This window comes from Pseudomonas sp. TNT2022 ID642 (assembly GCF_028656995.1).
Lineage (GTDB): Bacteria > Pseudomonadota > Gammaproteobacteria > Pseudomonadales > Pseudomonadaceae > Aquipseudomonas.
In genome coordinates, this window is record NZ_JAMDGW010000007.1 from 365,945 (window position 1) to 380,211 (window position 14,267).

Annotated in this window: 10 protein-coding genes and 2 riboswitches; of the genes, 4 read left to right on the forward strand and 6 right to left on the reverse strand. The window is 61.1% G+C overall.

The genetic code is table 11. From position 1 onward, the window contains the following. The 3 genes from M5G26_RS07545 to cobW all read right to left on the reverse strand — a co-directional run bounded on the left by M5G26_RS07545 (position 1) and on the right by cobW (position 6,299). Entirely contained in the window at positions 1–1,005 is a 1,005-nt protein-coding gene (locus tag M5G26_RS07545) for an ATP-binding protein (protein WP_273914884.1), read from the reverse strand. Between the two features lie 368 nt (positions 1,006–1,373). Continuing rightward, complete coding sequence (gene cobN / locus M5G26_RS07550; protein ID WP_273914885.1) at positions 1,374–5,222, reverse strand: cobaltochelatase subunit CobN; 3,849 nt, start codon at positions 5,220–5,222, stop codon at positions 1,374–1,376. A 3-nt stretch (positions 5,223–5,225) separates the two neighbouring features. Further along, on the reverse strand, positions 5,226–6,299 hold the full coding sequence (gene cobW, locus M5G26_RS07555; RefSeq protein ID WP_034154301.1) for a cobalamin biosynthesis protein CobW: 1,074 nt from the start codon (positions 6,297–6,299) through the stop codon (positions 5,226–5,228). A 99-nt stretch (positions 6,300–6,398) separates the two neighbouring features. Then, a riboswitch (cobalamin riboswitch) is annotated at positions 6,399–6,610 on the reverse strand. 719 nt (positions 6,611–7,329) lie between these two features. Then, a riboswitch (cobalamin riboswitch) is annotated at positions 7,330–7,551 on the forward strand. A 123-nt stretch (positions 7,552–7,674) separates the two neighbouring features. Between cobW and M5G26_RS07560 the strand changes: the two genes are divergently transcribed. From M5G26_RS07560 to cobM, 4 genes are all read left to right on the forward strand, one after another. Further along, on the forward strand, positions 7,675–7,872 hold the full coding sequence (locus tag M5G26_RS07560; protein ID WP_016983301.1) for a CbtB domain-containing protein: 198 nt from the start codon (positions 7,675–7,677) through the stop codon (positions 7,870–7,872). 11 nt (positions 7,873–7,883) lie between these two features. Continuing rightward, positions 7,884–8,585 carry a CbtA family protein gene (locus M5G26_RS07565; RefSeq protein WP_273914886.1) on the forward strand — a complete coding sequence of 234 codons (702 nt, stop codon included), beginning with the start codon at positions 7,884–7,886 and terminating at the stop codon, positions 8,583–8,585. Next, positions 8,582–8,995, forward strand: a complete 414-nt coding sequence (locus M5G26_RS07570) for a cobalamin biosynthesis protein (RefSeq protein ID WP_273914887.1) — start codon at positions 8,582–8,584, stop codon at positions 8,993–8,995. Before M5G26_RS07565 ends, M5G26_RS07570 begins: the two co-directional genes overlap by 4 nt. 81 nt (positions 8,996–9,076) lie before the next feature. Then, positions 9,077–9,823: a precorrin-4 C(11)-methyltransferase gene (cobM, locus tag M5G26_RS07575; RefSeq protein WP_134177524.1), complete on the forward strand. Its 747-nt coding sequence runs from the start codon at positions 9,077–9,079 to the stop codon at positions 9,821–9,823. 215 nt (positions 9,824–10,038) lie between these two features. Here cobM and nfuA read toward each other — a convergent pair whose 3' ends face one another. From nfuA to M5G26_RS07590, 3 genes are all read right to left on the reverse strand, one after another. Continuing rightward, positions 10,039–10,623 (reverse strand): Fe-S biogenesis protein NfuA, encoded by a 585-nt coding sequence (gene nfuA, locus M5G26_RS07580; RefSeq protein WP_007912592.1) that lies wholly within the window; start codon positions 10,621–10,623, stop codon positions 10,039–10,041. A gap of 57 nt (positions 10,624–10,680) precedes the next feature. Further along, positions 10,681–11,703, reverse strand: a complete 1,023-nt coding sequence (locus M5G26_RS07585) for an acyltransferase family protein (protein ID WP_273914888.1) — start codon at positions 11,701–11,703, stop codon at positions 10,681–10,683. Positions 11,704–11,880: 177 nt separating this feature from the next. Continuing rightward, entirely contained in the window at positions 11,881–14,187 is a 2,307-nt protein-coding gene (locus M5G26_RS07590) for a fatty acid cis/trans isomerase (protein WP_273914889.1), read from the reverse strand. Positions 14,188–14,267 lie beyond the last annotated feature (80 nt).

The following is a 14,267-nucleotide window of genomic DNA, read 5'->3' on the forward strand; positions in this document are numbered from 1 at the left end:
CTAAGGCTTTTTTGGCCAGCTCGGCACTTCACGGCGAGCGCCGGTGGCAAGCGCGGGCGCCGGCATATCGCCCCACTGGCCCAGGCCCTCGCTTGGATCGGTCTGCGCCTTGCTCGGCGATTGCGCCGGCGGTAGTTGTGGGCTGGATGCAGGCTGTTCGCGACGACGATGGCGCAAGGCGAATTCTGCGACGGCGTCGATATCCTCTTTGTCGATGGCGTCAGCAGCGCGCCATGCAGCATGCGCCCGAGCGGCGCGCAACCACACCAGGTCGGCACGCAAGCCGTCGACGCCGGCAGCGAAGCAACGCTGGGTGATCTGCGCCAGTGCAGCGTCGTCCAGGGGAATACTGGCCAAGGCATCGCGGGCGTTTTCGCAACGTTCGCGCAACGTTTGTTGCTCGGTTTCCCACTGTGCACAGAACGCTTGCGGGTCGCTGTCGAAATCCAGTCGCCGACGAATAATCTGTCCGCGTTCAGCCGGCACCGTGTGACCACTGAGGGCAACGTTCAAACCGAAACGGTCAAGCAATTGCGGACGCAACTCGCCCTCTTCCGGGTTCATGGTGCCGATCAGCACGAACTTCGCCGAATGCCGATGGGAAATGCCGTCGCGCTCGATCAGGTTGGTACCGCTGGCAGCAACGTCGAGCAGCAGATCCACCAAGTGATCGGGCAGCAGATTGACTTCATCGACGTAGAGCACGCCGCCGTCAGCCTTGGCCAGTACGCCTGGCGAAAACTGCGCGCGGCCCTCGCTGAGGGCGGCGTCGAGATCAAGGGTGCCAACCAGGCGTTCTTCGGTAGCGCCCAGAGGCAAAGTGACGAATTGACCGCTGGCGAGCAGATCCGCCAGGCCACGGGCCAAGGTGGATTTGGCCATGCCGCGCGGGCCTTCGATCAGCACGCCACCGATTTTAGGGTCGATGGCGGTGAGGCACAGGGCGAGTTTCAGGTCATCGGCGCCGACCACAGCGGAGAGGGGGAAATGCGGGGTGTCGGTCATTTGGGTTTTTCTCTGTCGTGGTCTTTGGTGTGCTTGATGGTTGTGAGGGGTCAGCTGGGGTGGCCCTCACCCTAGCCCTCTCCCGGAGGGAGAGGGAACTGACCGAGGTGTTCTCTCGAGGTACGCCGACCTGAATTATCGAGTTGAACTCAGACTCCAAGCCAACACAAATCTGCTGCCTTCCCCCCTTACTCCCCTGGGGGAGAGGGAACTGATTGCGGTGCTCTTTCGAGTTACGCCGACCTGAATTATCGAGTTGACTTCGATTCTGAACAGCACACAAATCGGCTCCCTTTCCCCCTCGCCCCCTTGGGGGCGGTCCGACGTTTCGGGAGGGCTGGGGTGAGGGGGTGACTTTCCTGAGGACGCTACATATCTTCCTCAATATCCAACAGCAGATTCTCCAGCGCTTCTTTATAAGCCCCCGGCTCCTGCCACATCCCCCGCTGCTGCGCCTCAAGCATCCGCTCAGTCATGTCCCGCAACGCATGCGGATTATGCTCACGAACAAATTCCCGAGTCGCAGGGTCCAGCAAATAAGCATCCGCCAACAACGCGTACTGGTGGTCATCGATCAACTGCGTGGTGGCATCAAACGCAAACAGGTTATCCACCGTCGCCGCCATTTCGAACGCGCCTTTATAGCCGTGGCGCTTGACCCCGTCGATCCACTTTGGATTGGCCGCCCGCGAGCGGATCACCCGGTTCAGCTCTTCTTTCAGCGTACGAATCTTCGGCAGATCCGGCTGGCTGTGATCGCCGTGATAACTGGCCGCCGCCTCGCCACGCAGGGTTTCCACAGCAGCAAGCATGCCGCCCTGGAATTGGTAGTAGTCGTTGGAATCAAGCAGGTCGTGCTCGCGATTGTCCTGATTCTGCAGCACTGCTTGCACCTGGCTCAGGCGCTGGACGAACTGCTCGCGCGCAGCGGTGCCATCGTCGGAACCACCGTAGGCGTAAGCGCCCCAGTTCAGATAAACCTCGGCGAGGTCGTCGCGGGTCTGCCACAAGCGACCGTCGATGGCGCCCTGCACGCCTGCGCCGTACGCACCGGGTTTGGCACCGAAGATCCGCCAACCCGCCTGACGCCGCGCGGTGTCCTCATCGACGCCCGATTGCAGCAGTGCCTCGCGCTCGGCACGCACTTTGGCGGCCAACGGATTGAGATCGTCCGGCTCGTCCAGTGCCGCTACCGCCTGCACCGCCGCGTCGAACAAGCGAATCAGGTTGGCGAACGCATCGCGGAAAAAACCGGAAACCCGCAACGTGACATCAACGCGCGGACGGTCTAGCAAACTCAGCGGCAGAATCTCGAAATCGTCGACACGCTGACTGCCAGTGGCCCACACCGGACGCACCCCCATCAACGCCATGGCCTGGGCGATGTCGTCACCGCCGGTGCGCATGGTCGCGGTGCCCCAGACGGATAATCCGAGCTGGCGCAGGTGATCGCCGTGGTCTTGCAGGTGTCGCTCCAGAATCAACGTCGCTGACTGGAAGCCGATGCGCCACGCGGTGGTGGTGGGCAGGTTGCGCACGTCGACCGAGTAGAAATTGCGTCCGGTGGGCAGGACGTCGAGGCGACCACGGCTGGGTGCGCCACTGGGGCCGGCGGGGACGAAGCGGCCGCTGAGGGCATCGAGCAGACCGCGCATTTCTGCGGGGCCGCAAGCGTCCAGGCGTGGGGCGACGACTTCGCGCAGATTCTCGATAATTGCACTGACTTCAGCCCACGCCGGCCCCTGTGGGAGCGAGCCTGCTCGCGAAAGCGGTGGATCAGGTAAATCTTTAGCGACTGACACGACGCCTTCGCGAGCAGGCTCGCTCCCACAGGGGATTTGCAGGGATTCGCAGATCAACGCAGTTGCAAACAGTTCGAGCCGTTCGCGGGTGTCGCCGGCAGTGCGCCAGACTTCGTCGCTTTGCGATTGCAGCGCCTCGGGACGCGGGCCGGTCCATGGATCGGCCAGCGCACAATCGAGTGGATCGAATCCGAGTTCGAACGCTTTGGCGAGTGCTCGCAATAGGCTTGATTGCGCGCCTTTGCCGTCGCCTCGTGGAATACGCAGAAGCGCCAACAATGTATCGATGCGCAATCGCCCGCTCGGCGACTCGCCAAAAATGTGCAGCCCGTCGCGAATCTGCGATTCCTTCAGATCACACAAATACGTATCCAGACGCGGCAACCAGATCGCCGCATCGGCGTCACTGTCCAGCCCGGCATCAAGCTGCAATTCACGATCGATCTGCGTCTCGCGCACCAATTGCAGAATGTCGCGCTGCAACTCGCGGGCGCGGCGCGGATCGAGCAGTTGCGCTTCGTAATACTCGTCGGCCAGCAGCTCCAGATTGCGCAATGGGCCGTAGGTTTCGGCGCGGGTCAGCGGCGGCATCAGGTGGTCGATGATCACCGCTTGCGTGCGTCGTTTGGCCTGCGCGCCCTCACCCGGGTCGTTGACGATAAACGGGTAGATATTCGGCAGCGGCCCGAGCAACGCATCCGGCCAGCAATTTTCCGAAAGGCCCACGCCTTTGCCCGGCAGCCATTCGAGGTTGCCGTGCTTGCCGACGTGAATCACACCGTGCGCGCCATAGGTGTTGCGCAACCAGAAATAGAACGCCAGATAAGCGTGCGGCGGCACCAGATCCGGATCGTGATAGACCGCGCTTGGATCAACTTGATAGCCGCGCGCCGGCTGGATGCCGACGAAGGTCAGACCGAAGCGAATGCCGGCGATCATCATCCGCCCGTCGCGGCACATCGGATCGTTTTGCGGCGCTCCCCAGCGTTCAATCACAGCGGCGCGATTGGCTTCCGGCAGCGCGTTGAACATCGCCAGATAAGCGTCCATCGCCAGGCTTTGCTGGCACGGACGCAGATCAATGGTGTCGAGATCGTTGCTGACGCCGCCGAGCAATTGCTGGATCAACTCGGTGCCGGTTTTGGGCAACTCTGCCGTGACCGGATAGCCCTCAGCCTGCAACGCACGCAGGATATTCAGCGCCGCCGCCGGCGTGTCGAGACCGACGCCATTACCAATGCGGCCATCGCGAGTCGGATAGTTGGCGAGGATCAGCGCAATGCGTTTTTCGCCATTCGGCACCCGTGCCAGATCGATCCAGCGCCGCGCCAGTTCAGCGACGAAATCCATGCGCTCGGGTTGCGCGCGGTAGCAGACCACATCGGACTGACTGCGCTCGCTGCGCCAGGCCAGATCCTTGAAGCTGATTGGTCGGCTGATGATGCGACCGTCGAGTTCCGGCAAGGCAATGTGCATGGCCAGATCACGCGGGCCGAGGCCCTGCTCGCTGGCGCGCCAGCCGGGTTCGTTGTCCTGCGCGCAGATCGCCTGAATCACCGGGATATTGCGGCGAAACGGTCGCAAGTGCGGCGCTTCAGGGCTGGACTGGGCGAAACCAGTGGTGTTGAGAATCACCCCCGCCTCGACTTCGTCCAGCCAATCCTCGACCACCGCCAGGCAGCCGGGTTCTTTCAGACTGGCCACGGCGATCGGCAGTGGATTAAGCCCGGCCGCCTGCAAACGCTGGCAGAAAACATCAATGAAAGCGGTGTTCGCCGCTTGCAGATGCGAGCGGTAAAACAGCACCGCCGCCACCGGGTTTTCCGGCCGCCATTCGGCTTGCCAGTCACTCAGTGCGGCGCTGGTTTTGTTCGGGTGGTAGATCGCCGTGCGCGGCAGGGTCTGCGGTTCTTCCCAGGCGTAATCGCGGGCGAGCCAACGGTTGGCCAGACAACGGAAAAAATCCAGCGCATTGCCCAGACCGCCCTGACGCAGGAACTGCCAGAGTCGATCACGATCCACCGCGTTGACGGTGCTCAAGTCGCTGAGCTCCGGATCGGGACGGTCATCGCCCGGCACCAGAATCACCTGTACACCACGCTCGGACAGCTCGACCAGACGCTCGACGCCATAACGCCAATAGGCGATGCCACCGTGCAGCGAAATCAAAATGACCTTGGCATGGCGCAGCACTTCATCGACGTACAGATCGACCGAGGCATGATTCTGTACCTGCATGGGATTGGCCAGACGCAGGCTCGGGTAATCCTCGGGCAATTGCTGCGCGGCTTCGGCGAGCAGCGCCAGGCTGGAGTCGCCGCTGCACAGGATTACCAGCTCGGCGGGAGTTTGGCCAAGGTCGGCAATGTTGTCATCCGAGACGAAACCGCCGGGCTGGGTCCTGAGCAGGTGCATGGCTTAAACGCTGAGCGCGGCGCGCAGTTGCGCTTCGAGTTGGGCGGCGTCGAGTTCCTGGCCGATCAGCACCAGACGTGTCACGCGCGCTTCATCGGCGCCCCACTGACGGTCGAAATGTTTGTCGAAACGCGTGCCCACGCCCTGGATCAACAGGCGCATCGGCTTGTTCGGGATCGCCGCGAAACCTTTGACACGGAGGATGCCGTGCTTGACCACCAATTGCGTCAGGGCGTCGAGCAGCAGGCTTTCGTCAGCTTGCGGCAGTTCGATGGAGATCGAATCGAAGGCGTCGTGATCGTGGTCATCGTGATCGTCATCGCCTTCACCATGGTGGTGATCGTGATGGCTGTGGCGGCTGTCGATGTGTTCTTCGGAACCGGCGCCGAGGCCGATCAACACGTCCAGTGGCAGACGGCCGTTGCTGGCTTCGATGATTTTCACCGCCGGTGGCAGCTCTTCGGCGACTTCAGCGCGCACGCGAGCGAGATCTTCCGGGCTGGTTTGGTCGGCTTTGTTCAGGATGACGAGATCGGCGCTGGCCAGTTGGTCGGCGAACAGTTCGTGCAGCGGCGATTCGTGATCGAGGTTCGGGTCGAGTTTGCGCTGGGCGTCGACCTGATCCGGGAACGCAGCGAAAGTGCCAGCGGCCACCGCCGGGCTGTCGACCACGGTGATCACCGCATCAACGGTGCAGGCGCTGCGGATTTCCGGCCACTGGAAGGCTTGCACCAGCGGTTTTGGCAGGGCCAGGCCCGAGGTTTCGATGAGGATGTGGTCGAGGTCGCCGCGACGCGCAACCAGTTCGCGCATCACCGGGAAGAACTCTTCCTGAACGGTGCAGCACAGGCAGCCGTTGGCCAGTTCGTAAACGCGGCCCGTGGCTTCTTCTTCGGTGCAACCGATGGTGCATTGCTTGAGGATTTCACCGTCGATGCCCAGCTCGCCAAACTCGTTGACGATCACCGCAATGCGCCGGCCCTGTGCGTTGTCGAGCATGTGCCGCAGCAGCGTGGTCTTGCCCGAGCCGAGGAAGCCGGTGACGATGGTGACGGGGAGTTTGGCCAGTGTTTTCATCGGTATGCCCTTTGGCAAGCGGCGGGCATACGGGACGAGAACCGGCAACGCGCGTGCGCGCCGGAAGCGTTCGCCACCGGATCACCCCGCCCGGTTGTAGTGAGAATCTGTGACGAGGCAGGTCTCCTGGCTGACGGCGTTCAGGCGCTGGGCCTGGCGTTTGCTGCGCCTTCCCGCTGGCTCATCAGTTGAGCTGGCAGTGGCGTGGCAGCGAACATCACCGTTCACAGTTGCGGGGGCAGCCGCGGCATTGACCGCGTTCCCTTCTTAGCTTCGGCGTGGGCCGAAGAACCTCGAAAGCGCAAGGCTACGCATGGTGTGGTTATGGGTCAATGTTTGGATTGGGGGTATATCCGTTGCTGCGGCTGGGGCCGCTGGCGGTTTCGCTCTTACAGCGAGTCACCTTTTCCAAACGCCGAAAAGGTAACCCAAAAGGCTTTGCCCCGGCGTACGGCACTTCGCTGAGGCTCAGTGTTCCCTCGCTACGGTGTCCATCCGGGGGCATCGCCTACGGTTTGCTTCGCTGCACCTCCTCTCGATGTGTGCGGCTTCGCCGCACGGCGCTGCGCGCCTAACCCCCGGATGAACACCTTCGCTCGGCCTGCCGAAGGGGCAAAAAAGCCAGATCAAAAGCCAGATCAAGAGCCCCTCACCCTAGCCCTCTCCCGGAGGGAGAGGGGACTGATCGAGTTGTTTGGGCGAGGGACGCCGACGTGCGATACCGCGTTGAACTCAGATTTTGAAAAGCCCACAAATCGGCTCCCTCTCCCTCCGGGAGAGGGCTGGGGTGAGGGAAAATCCACCACAAATCCAAAGCCGACCACGCCCCGCTCTTCACCACTCAATAGGCCGAGCGTAGCGAAGGAACCCCGAGCCCCAGCGAGCGGGCCGCACGTAGGAGCAAGCCCTTTTGGTTACTTTTGGGGCGTTTGCCAAAAGTGACCCGCCGTAAGGGCGGAACCCTAATCAGCAACACCCGCAGCAACGGATCCACCCCAAAAAATTGACCAAAACCCCACCCCCATGCTCTCCTACACACCTTGTTACGGGTGCCCTTCACAGGGTGAAACGGGAAACCGGTGAATCATGTGCTTTACTCAAAGCCATGTCAGTCCGGTGCTGCCCCCGCAACGGTAAGCGAGCGAAGCGTCAAAACCACTGTGTCAGCAAGGCATGGGAAGGTGACGCTTGCAGGTCGGCCTGACGCCAACCCCTCGTGAGCCCGGAGACCGGCCCGCAACACACAGCCCGCATTTTTGCGTCGCTGAACATAACAAACCCGCGGTGGGCGGGCGCTGTTCGAACCTCTGCGAGCCCGACCCGCAGGGGTTTTCATGCGCTCAAATCACCCGCTGACACTCCAGAGGGAAGCGCCATGTCGATCATCAGCAGCACCGGCAGCAACACGGACAAAATTTCCAGCACCACCACCCTGAGCCAACGCCTGACCGCCGCGATCTTTGCGTCGATCCTCGGTGCCAGCCTGGTCTACTTCGCCGGTTTCTCACACATCGAAGCGGTGCACAACGCCGCCCACGATACCCGCCACAGCGCCGCGTTCCCGTGCCACTGAGACCTGCCGACATGATCAAGCGTATTGCGCAAACCGCAGGTTTCACCGGCCTGCTGGCCGCCCTGCTCCTCACCCTGCTGCAAAGCTTCTGGGTATCCCCGCTGATTCTTCAGGCAGAGACCTTCGAGAAAGCCGAACCGGTTGCAGAAGTTCACGAACACGCCGCCGGCACCGCTGCGCACACCCACGATGCCGAAGCCTGGGAGCCGGAAGACGGCTGGCAGCGCGTAGTCTCGACCACGGGTGGCAATCTGGTGGTGGCTGTCGGTTTTGCTCTGATGCTCGCGGGTCTTTACACCCTGCGTGCGCCGACCAAAACCTCGCAAGGCCTGCTCTGGGGTCTGGCCGGTTACGCGACATTCGTCCTGGCACCGACGATGGGCCTGCCACCTGAATTGCCGGGCACTGCCGCCGCTGATCTGGCCTCGCGACAAATCTGGTGGATCGGCACTGCCGCTTCGACCGCTGTCGGCCTGTCGCTGATCGCGTTCAGCCGTCACTGGCTGATGAAGATCCTTGGTGTCGCCATTCTCGCGGTGCCGCACGTGATCGGCGCACCACAGCCGCAAGTGCATTCGATGCTCGCTCCCGAGGCATTGGAAGCCCAGTTCAAAATCGCTTCGCAGTTGACCAACGTAGTGTTCTGGCTGGCCCTGGGCCTGATCAGCGCCTGGTTGTTCCGCCGCAAAAGCGCTGGTCAATACCACGCATGACCGATGACAGCGCAGCGCCGACCTTCGTGATCGGCCTGGGCTGCCAGCGCGGCTGTCCGGCCAGCACGCTGCGCGCGTTACTCGACCAGGCATTGCAGGCCCATCGCATCGACCTTGAAGCGGTCAAGGCCTTGGCCAGCATCGACTTGAAGCGCGACGAACCGGGTCTGCAAGAACTTGCTGCACAACTGGCCCTGCCCTTGCTGTATTTCAGCAGTGAAGAACTGGCCAGTTACCAGCAACGACTCAGTCACCATTCGCAGATCGCCTACGAACGCACCGGTTGCTACGGCGTGGCCGAAAGTGCCGCTCTGGCTCTCGCCGAACAGCTGATACAGGCGCCGGCAAAACTGCTGATTTCCCGGCAAAAATACGCACAGGCAACGTTGGCATTGGCCGGCGCGGCGTAAAATCCCGATAATCCCCGTTATTGATCATGAGCGTTGTTCATCTGCAACGCGGTCGTGCCCTCTTTTACTCAGGATTCAACGATGACCGTCTACTTCATCGGCGCCGGCCCCGGCGACCCGGAATTGATCACCGTCAAAGGCCAGCGGCTGATCCGCAGTTGCCCGGTGATCATCTACGCAGGCTCGCTAGTGCCGGCGGCGGTGCTCGAAGGGCATAACGCCGAGACGGTGGTCAACAGCGCTGAGCTGCACCTTGAACAAATCATCGATTTGATCAAGACCGCACATGCCAGAGGTCAGGATGTGGCGCGCGTGCATTCTGGCGATCCGAGCCTGTATGGCGCGATCGGCGAGCAGATCCGTTATCTGCGCGAGCTGAATATTGCGTTCGAGATCATCCCTGGCGTGACCGCCACCGCAGCGTGTGCAGCGTTGCTCGGGGCGGAGCTGACTCTGCCGGACGTGTCACAAAGCGTGATTCTGACCCGCTACGCCGACAAGACCGCCATGCCGGCAGGCGAAGAGCTCGGCAGTCTGGCGCAGCATGGCGCGACCATGGCGATTCATCTGGGGGTCAATCATCTCGACAAGATTCTGGCGGAACTGCTGCCGCATTACGGCGCCGATTGCCCGATTGCGGTGATTCACCGGGCGACGTGGCCGGATCAGGACTGGGTGGTGGGGACGCTGGCGGATATTGCCGGGAAGGTCGAGGCCAAAGGGTTTCGGCGTACGGCGTTGATTCTGGTGGGTCGTGTCTTGGGCAGTGAGGTGTTTAGCGAGTCGTCGCTGTATCGCGCCGGGCATGCGCACCTCTACAGGCCATGAATTGGAACGCGGAGCGTCCCGGGCTGCATTCCCACGCAGAGCGTGGGAACGATCAAAGGCCCCTTCGCGAGCAGGCTCGCTCCCACATTTGGAATGCGATCAAATGTGGGAGCGAGCCTGCTCGCGAAGGCGTCGGTACATTTCACCCATAAAAAACTCACCCATAAAAAAACGGCGCTCACGGGGCGCCGTTTTTCATGTCCGCAGCGAACACCTTAGTAGTAGGCGTTTTCTTTCTGCGTGTGGTCGGTCACGTCTCGAACGCCCTTCAGCTCCGGAATACGCTCGAGCAAGGTGCGCTCAATGCCTTCCTTCAGGGTTACGTCCGCCTGGCCGCAGCCCTGGCAACCGCCTCCGAACTGCAGAACAGCGATGCCGTCCTCAACCACATCGATCAGGCTGACCTGACCGCCGTGGCTGGCCAGCCCCGGGTTGATTTCGGTTTGCAGGTAATAATTGATGCGCTCGTTGACCGGGCTGTCGGCGTTGACCATCGGCACTTTGGCGTTTGGCGCCTTGATGGTCAGCTGGCCGCCCATACGGTCGGTGGCGTAATCGACAACGGCGTCGTCGAGAAACGCTTCGCTGAAGTGATCGATATAAGCGGTGAAGCTTTTCAGCCCCAGCGCGGTGTCTTCAGGTTTTTCTTCGCCCGGCTTGCAATAGGCAATGCAGGTTTCGGCGTACTGGGTGCCAGGCTGGGTGATGAAGACGCGGATGCCGATGCCCGGGGTGTTCTGCTTGGAGAGCAGATCGGCCAGGTAATCGTGGGCGGCGTCGGTAATGGTAATAGCGGTCATGGAAACTCCTCGCAGGCTTGGGCGCAGTTTACGCCAATCGTTGCGCCGGACAAAGTCCTAGTATTTTTGTCGGGAAAGATTCTCGTCAGGCGCGTCGTCCATTCGCGCCTTGAGCCAGCGATAGCTGCGCTTTTCCACCCATTCGTAGCTCAACCATGAGCCGACGCCGATGGCCAACGCGCACACGACAAACATCACATACGGGTTGATGCCGTAGCGCCGGGCCAGATAACCGCCCGCCGACAGCACCAGAACGTGCATCAGGTATACAGAATACGAGCAATCGCCGAGCAGCTTGAGCACGCGACTGCGCTCGACATAACGCTCAAGCGAGATACACGCCATCACCAGCACGGCGCTCGGCACACCCCAGTTCAGCAGCCTCGGCGCCGGTGCCCAGTGATAGATCGCCAGCAACGCAGCGCCAATCGCGGTCAGCGGCAGCCAGAAACCCGGGCCAATCCAGCCCCGGCGATAGAGCATGCCGATGCCGATCCCCAGCAGAAACTCATAAACAATGTCCGAACGATAAAACTCGCTGATCCAGCCAAACCCGGTCCAGGCCTGACTCACCGCAAACAGCAGCGCCGCGACCACCAGCAGGCGCACCTGCAAGCGAAACAGCAGCGCCCAGGCGAACAGCACATAGAAAAGTATTTCGTAATTGAGCGTCCAGCCGACGTTCAACGTCGGATAGATGCCGTAACCGCCAGGGTTCTCAGTCGGAATGAACAGCAGCGACAACAGCAGATGATCCCAATCCACGGTCTGGTCAGGCAGCAACGGCTGGGCGAATACCACCAGCACCGCCATCAACAGCGTGTACAGCCAATACGCCGGGACGATGCGAAACAGCCGATAAAGCAGAAAACGCGCGGGCGGCAGCGGTTTGTTTTCGGTCGAGAGGAAAATCACCAGGCCGCTGATGACGAAAAAAATATCCACGCCCACTGCGCCTTTGTCGATGAACAGTTGCCCGATCGGCCCGCGTGCCTTGAAGTCGAAGAAAATCTGCATGAAGTGATGGCAGACCACCGTCCACGCGGCAAGCGCACGCAGGGCTTGCACTGAAATCAACATCACCTGCTCCCGATCACACCCTCAAATTCACCTCAATCCCTGTAGGAGCTGCGGCACGCTGCGATCTTTCGATCTTGATTTTAAAGATCAAAAGATCGCAGCCTCGTTTCACTCGACAGCTCCTACAGGGTTTTGCGGTGTTGCTTGAAGTTGGGACAGCAAGCCAATCTGAATCGATCAAAGATTCTCGTAGCGGTTCATGTCCAGCACGCCCTCTTCCACCGGGTCGGTTTCGTGCAGGTACTGGCTCAGATCGTGGAAATAGAACCAGAATTGTGGATGACTGCGGCGGATCCCCCAACGTTCGACGATTTTCTCGAAGCGGTTGGCGTCTTTGGCGTTTTCCATTGCATCGACAAACTCAGGCACCTGATCGGCCGGGACATTAAAGATGAAGTTCGGATAACTGCTGAGCACGCCCGGGTAAATGGTCAGTGTGTCCAGCCCGGGCTGATAGCGCAGCGACTCACCGAGCAGGAACGCCACGTTGCTGTGCGCGCGATTGCGCAACAGGCTGTAGACCTCGCGTTTACCGCTGGCGGTTTCAACCCGCAGCATGGTCGCTTCCGGCAGTTGCTCGATGACCTTCAAGCCGGCCGCCGGACGCGAAGTCAGGCGACTCAACGCCTGTTCGGCATTTTGCAGCGCCGGGTCGATATTCGGCCGCGAGCAGTAAGCGCCATCGCAGCGGTTGATCGGGTCCGGGCGCGCATTGAGATCACCGTAACGCGCGAGTAATTGCATGGCGAAGTCGTATTTCGGGTCTTTCTCGTCGAGTTTCAGCGCAGTCGGTTTGTCGTCGTCAATCGCCTCGTAATCGAGCCACATCTTGAACTGGCCACCGCTCTGATACCAATCGTCGAGGTAATCCTCGCGGGAATCGGCGGGCATCAGGCGCAGGAAGTTCTGCTCGGCGCCATTGCGGATCAGATCGAAATACAGGCGGGTTTGCGCCTGATGGGAGACGTTGCCGAACACGTCGAAGTTGACCGCCAACTGGTAATAGGTGCGTTCGAGCAAGGGATAGTCGAACAGCCACATCGTCTGCGGTACCTCGCCAATCAAGCCTTTGGTCACCGAAGCGCTGTCGAAGTGGCGGAAAATGCTCAGCAACGCGTTGTCGTTGCCGGCCCACAGGGTCGACCAGCTCGGCGCGGGGATATCGGCGTAGCTGTCACGGCGCAGGGCCTCGTATTCATTACGTTTGTCGCGATAGTTGCGCCACAAGCTGAGGACGCTACCGACATCGTCGTTCTGTCCCGGCATGGCCAGCAGCGGCGTGGCCTGGCCGCGATAGTTCGGGTCGGTGATATAGAGGTCGTGTTCCGGTGCCTGGAACAGTGCCCAGAAGTTGTCGCGGATCACGTCGGTTGCGATCTGCCCACGGCACACCGGGCCGCGAATAAAGGTGCGGACGAAGTATTCGGCGTTGTCGAGCATGAACTGGTAACGCGCCTGCGCCGGAATCGCTTCAAATGTGGCGAACGGATTGGCGCGGCTCTGTGGGCCGTAACCTGGCAAGGCATTGACCTGCCAGTTGCCGCTGTAGAACAGGCTTTTCACCCGCGCCATCTTCGCCGCGCTCAGCGGGTAGGTGATGTGGGTTTTGTGCACGATCACCCCTTGCACCGGCCACAAGCGGTAATACACCTGGGTGCCCGGATCGTCGTTGGGGCGACGGGTGGCGATCAGGTCGATCGGCTGACCGGTGGGCGTGCGCGAACGTACCCACTGAAAGTAATGCCCCGGCTCGCCATCCTTGAAGTAGATGTGCGCAAGGTACCAGTGCTCGTACAACCAGCGCCCGACCAGACTCTGCCGTGCGCCAGGCATGTTCAGCAGATTTTCCCACTGGACGATTTGCAGCGCCTCTTTGGCGCTCGGCGCCAGGCCTTGTTCGTCAATCGGCGCGCCAGACGCCAGCCAGCGCTGCAGCGTCTGATATTGCTGGTCGGTCAGCCCGGTCACCGCCAGCGGCATGCCTTCTTTCGGATGAGCGCCGGCATAACCCTCAAATTCGGCGGGCAGCGCGCACATGTTCTCGCGGTTCAGGCCCAGAACAATCTCTTCCGGCAGTTTGGCGTTTGGCGTCAGCGGCGTGTTGTGCCCCAGTTCGAGCATCCGCGCCATCAGCGCCGCCTGACTGCCCTGCGCGTCGAGCACCGAATAAAAGTCTTTCTGCTGCCAGGCACGTTTGCCAAAGGCGTCGTAAAACAGTCGGGTGGTCGGCGCCGCGACAGTGCGCTCGCCGTCATAGACCGGCATTTTGCTCGCACCACGGGCCGCGCCTTCGCCACTGCCCAGATTCAACTGGCAAGCGGAGTCGTAGCACGCATGGCAGGCTACGCACTTCTCGGTGAAGATTGGCTGGATGTCGCGGACGTAAGAAATCGAAGGAGAAATGACCGGTGCAGTCGCTGGCTCTTGCGCCACGGCGCCCCAGCTGAGAAACAACAACACAAAACCAATGACGCGGTAAGACATGCTGCTGATCCCGATTGTAAAAAAACGCCGCGATTCTACAGTATGACGCTCGTACCAACATGAGCGATATTCATGCAAAA

Excerpts from the sequence above, each read along its gene's own strand:
- M5G26_RS07545 (WP_273914884.1), bottom strand. The coding sequence starts at position 1,005 with ATGACCGACACCCCGCATTTCCCCCTCTCCGCTGTGGTCGGCGCCGAT.
- cobN (WP_273914885.1), bottom strand. The coding sequence starts at position 5,222 with ATGCACCTGCTCAGGACCCAGCCCGGCGGTTTCGTCTCGGATGACAAC.
- cobW (WP_034154301.1), bottom strand. The coding sequence starts at position 6,299 with ATGAAAACACTGGCCAAACTCCCCGTCACCATCGTCACCGGCTTCCTC.
- M5G26_RS07560 (WP_016983301.1), top strand. The coding sequence starts at position 7,675 with ATGTCGATCATCAGCAGCACCGGCAGCAACACGGACAAAATTTCCAGC.
- M5G26_RS07565 (WP_273914886.1), top strand. The coding sequence starts at position 7,884 with ATGATCAAGCGTATTGCGCAAACCGCAGGTTTCACCGGCCTGCTGGCC.
- M5G26_RS07570 (WP_273914887.1), top strand. The coding sequence starts at position 8,582 with ATGACCGATGACAGCGCAGCGCCGACCTTCGTGATCGGCCTGGGCTGC.
- cobM (WP_134177524.1), top strand. The coding sequence starts at position 9,077 with ATGACCGTCTACTTCATCGGCGCCGGCCCCGGCGACCCGGAATTGATC.
- nfuA (WP_007912592.1), bottom strand. The coding sequence starts at position 10,623 with ATGACCGCTATTACCATTACCGACGCCGCCCACGATTACCTGGCCGAT.
- M5G26_RS07585 (WP_273914888.1), bottom strand. The coding sequence starts at position 11,703 with ATGTTGATTTCAGTGCAAGCCCTGCGTGCGCTTGCCGCGTGGACGGTG.
- M5G26_RS07590 (WP_273914889.1), bottom strand. The coding sequence starts at position 14,187 with ATGTCTTACCGCGTCATTGGTTTTGTGTTGTTGTTTCTCAGCTGGGGC.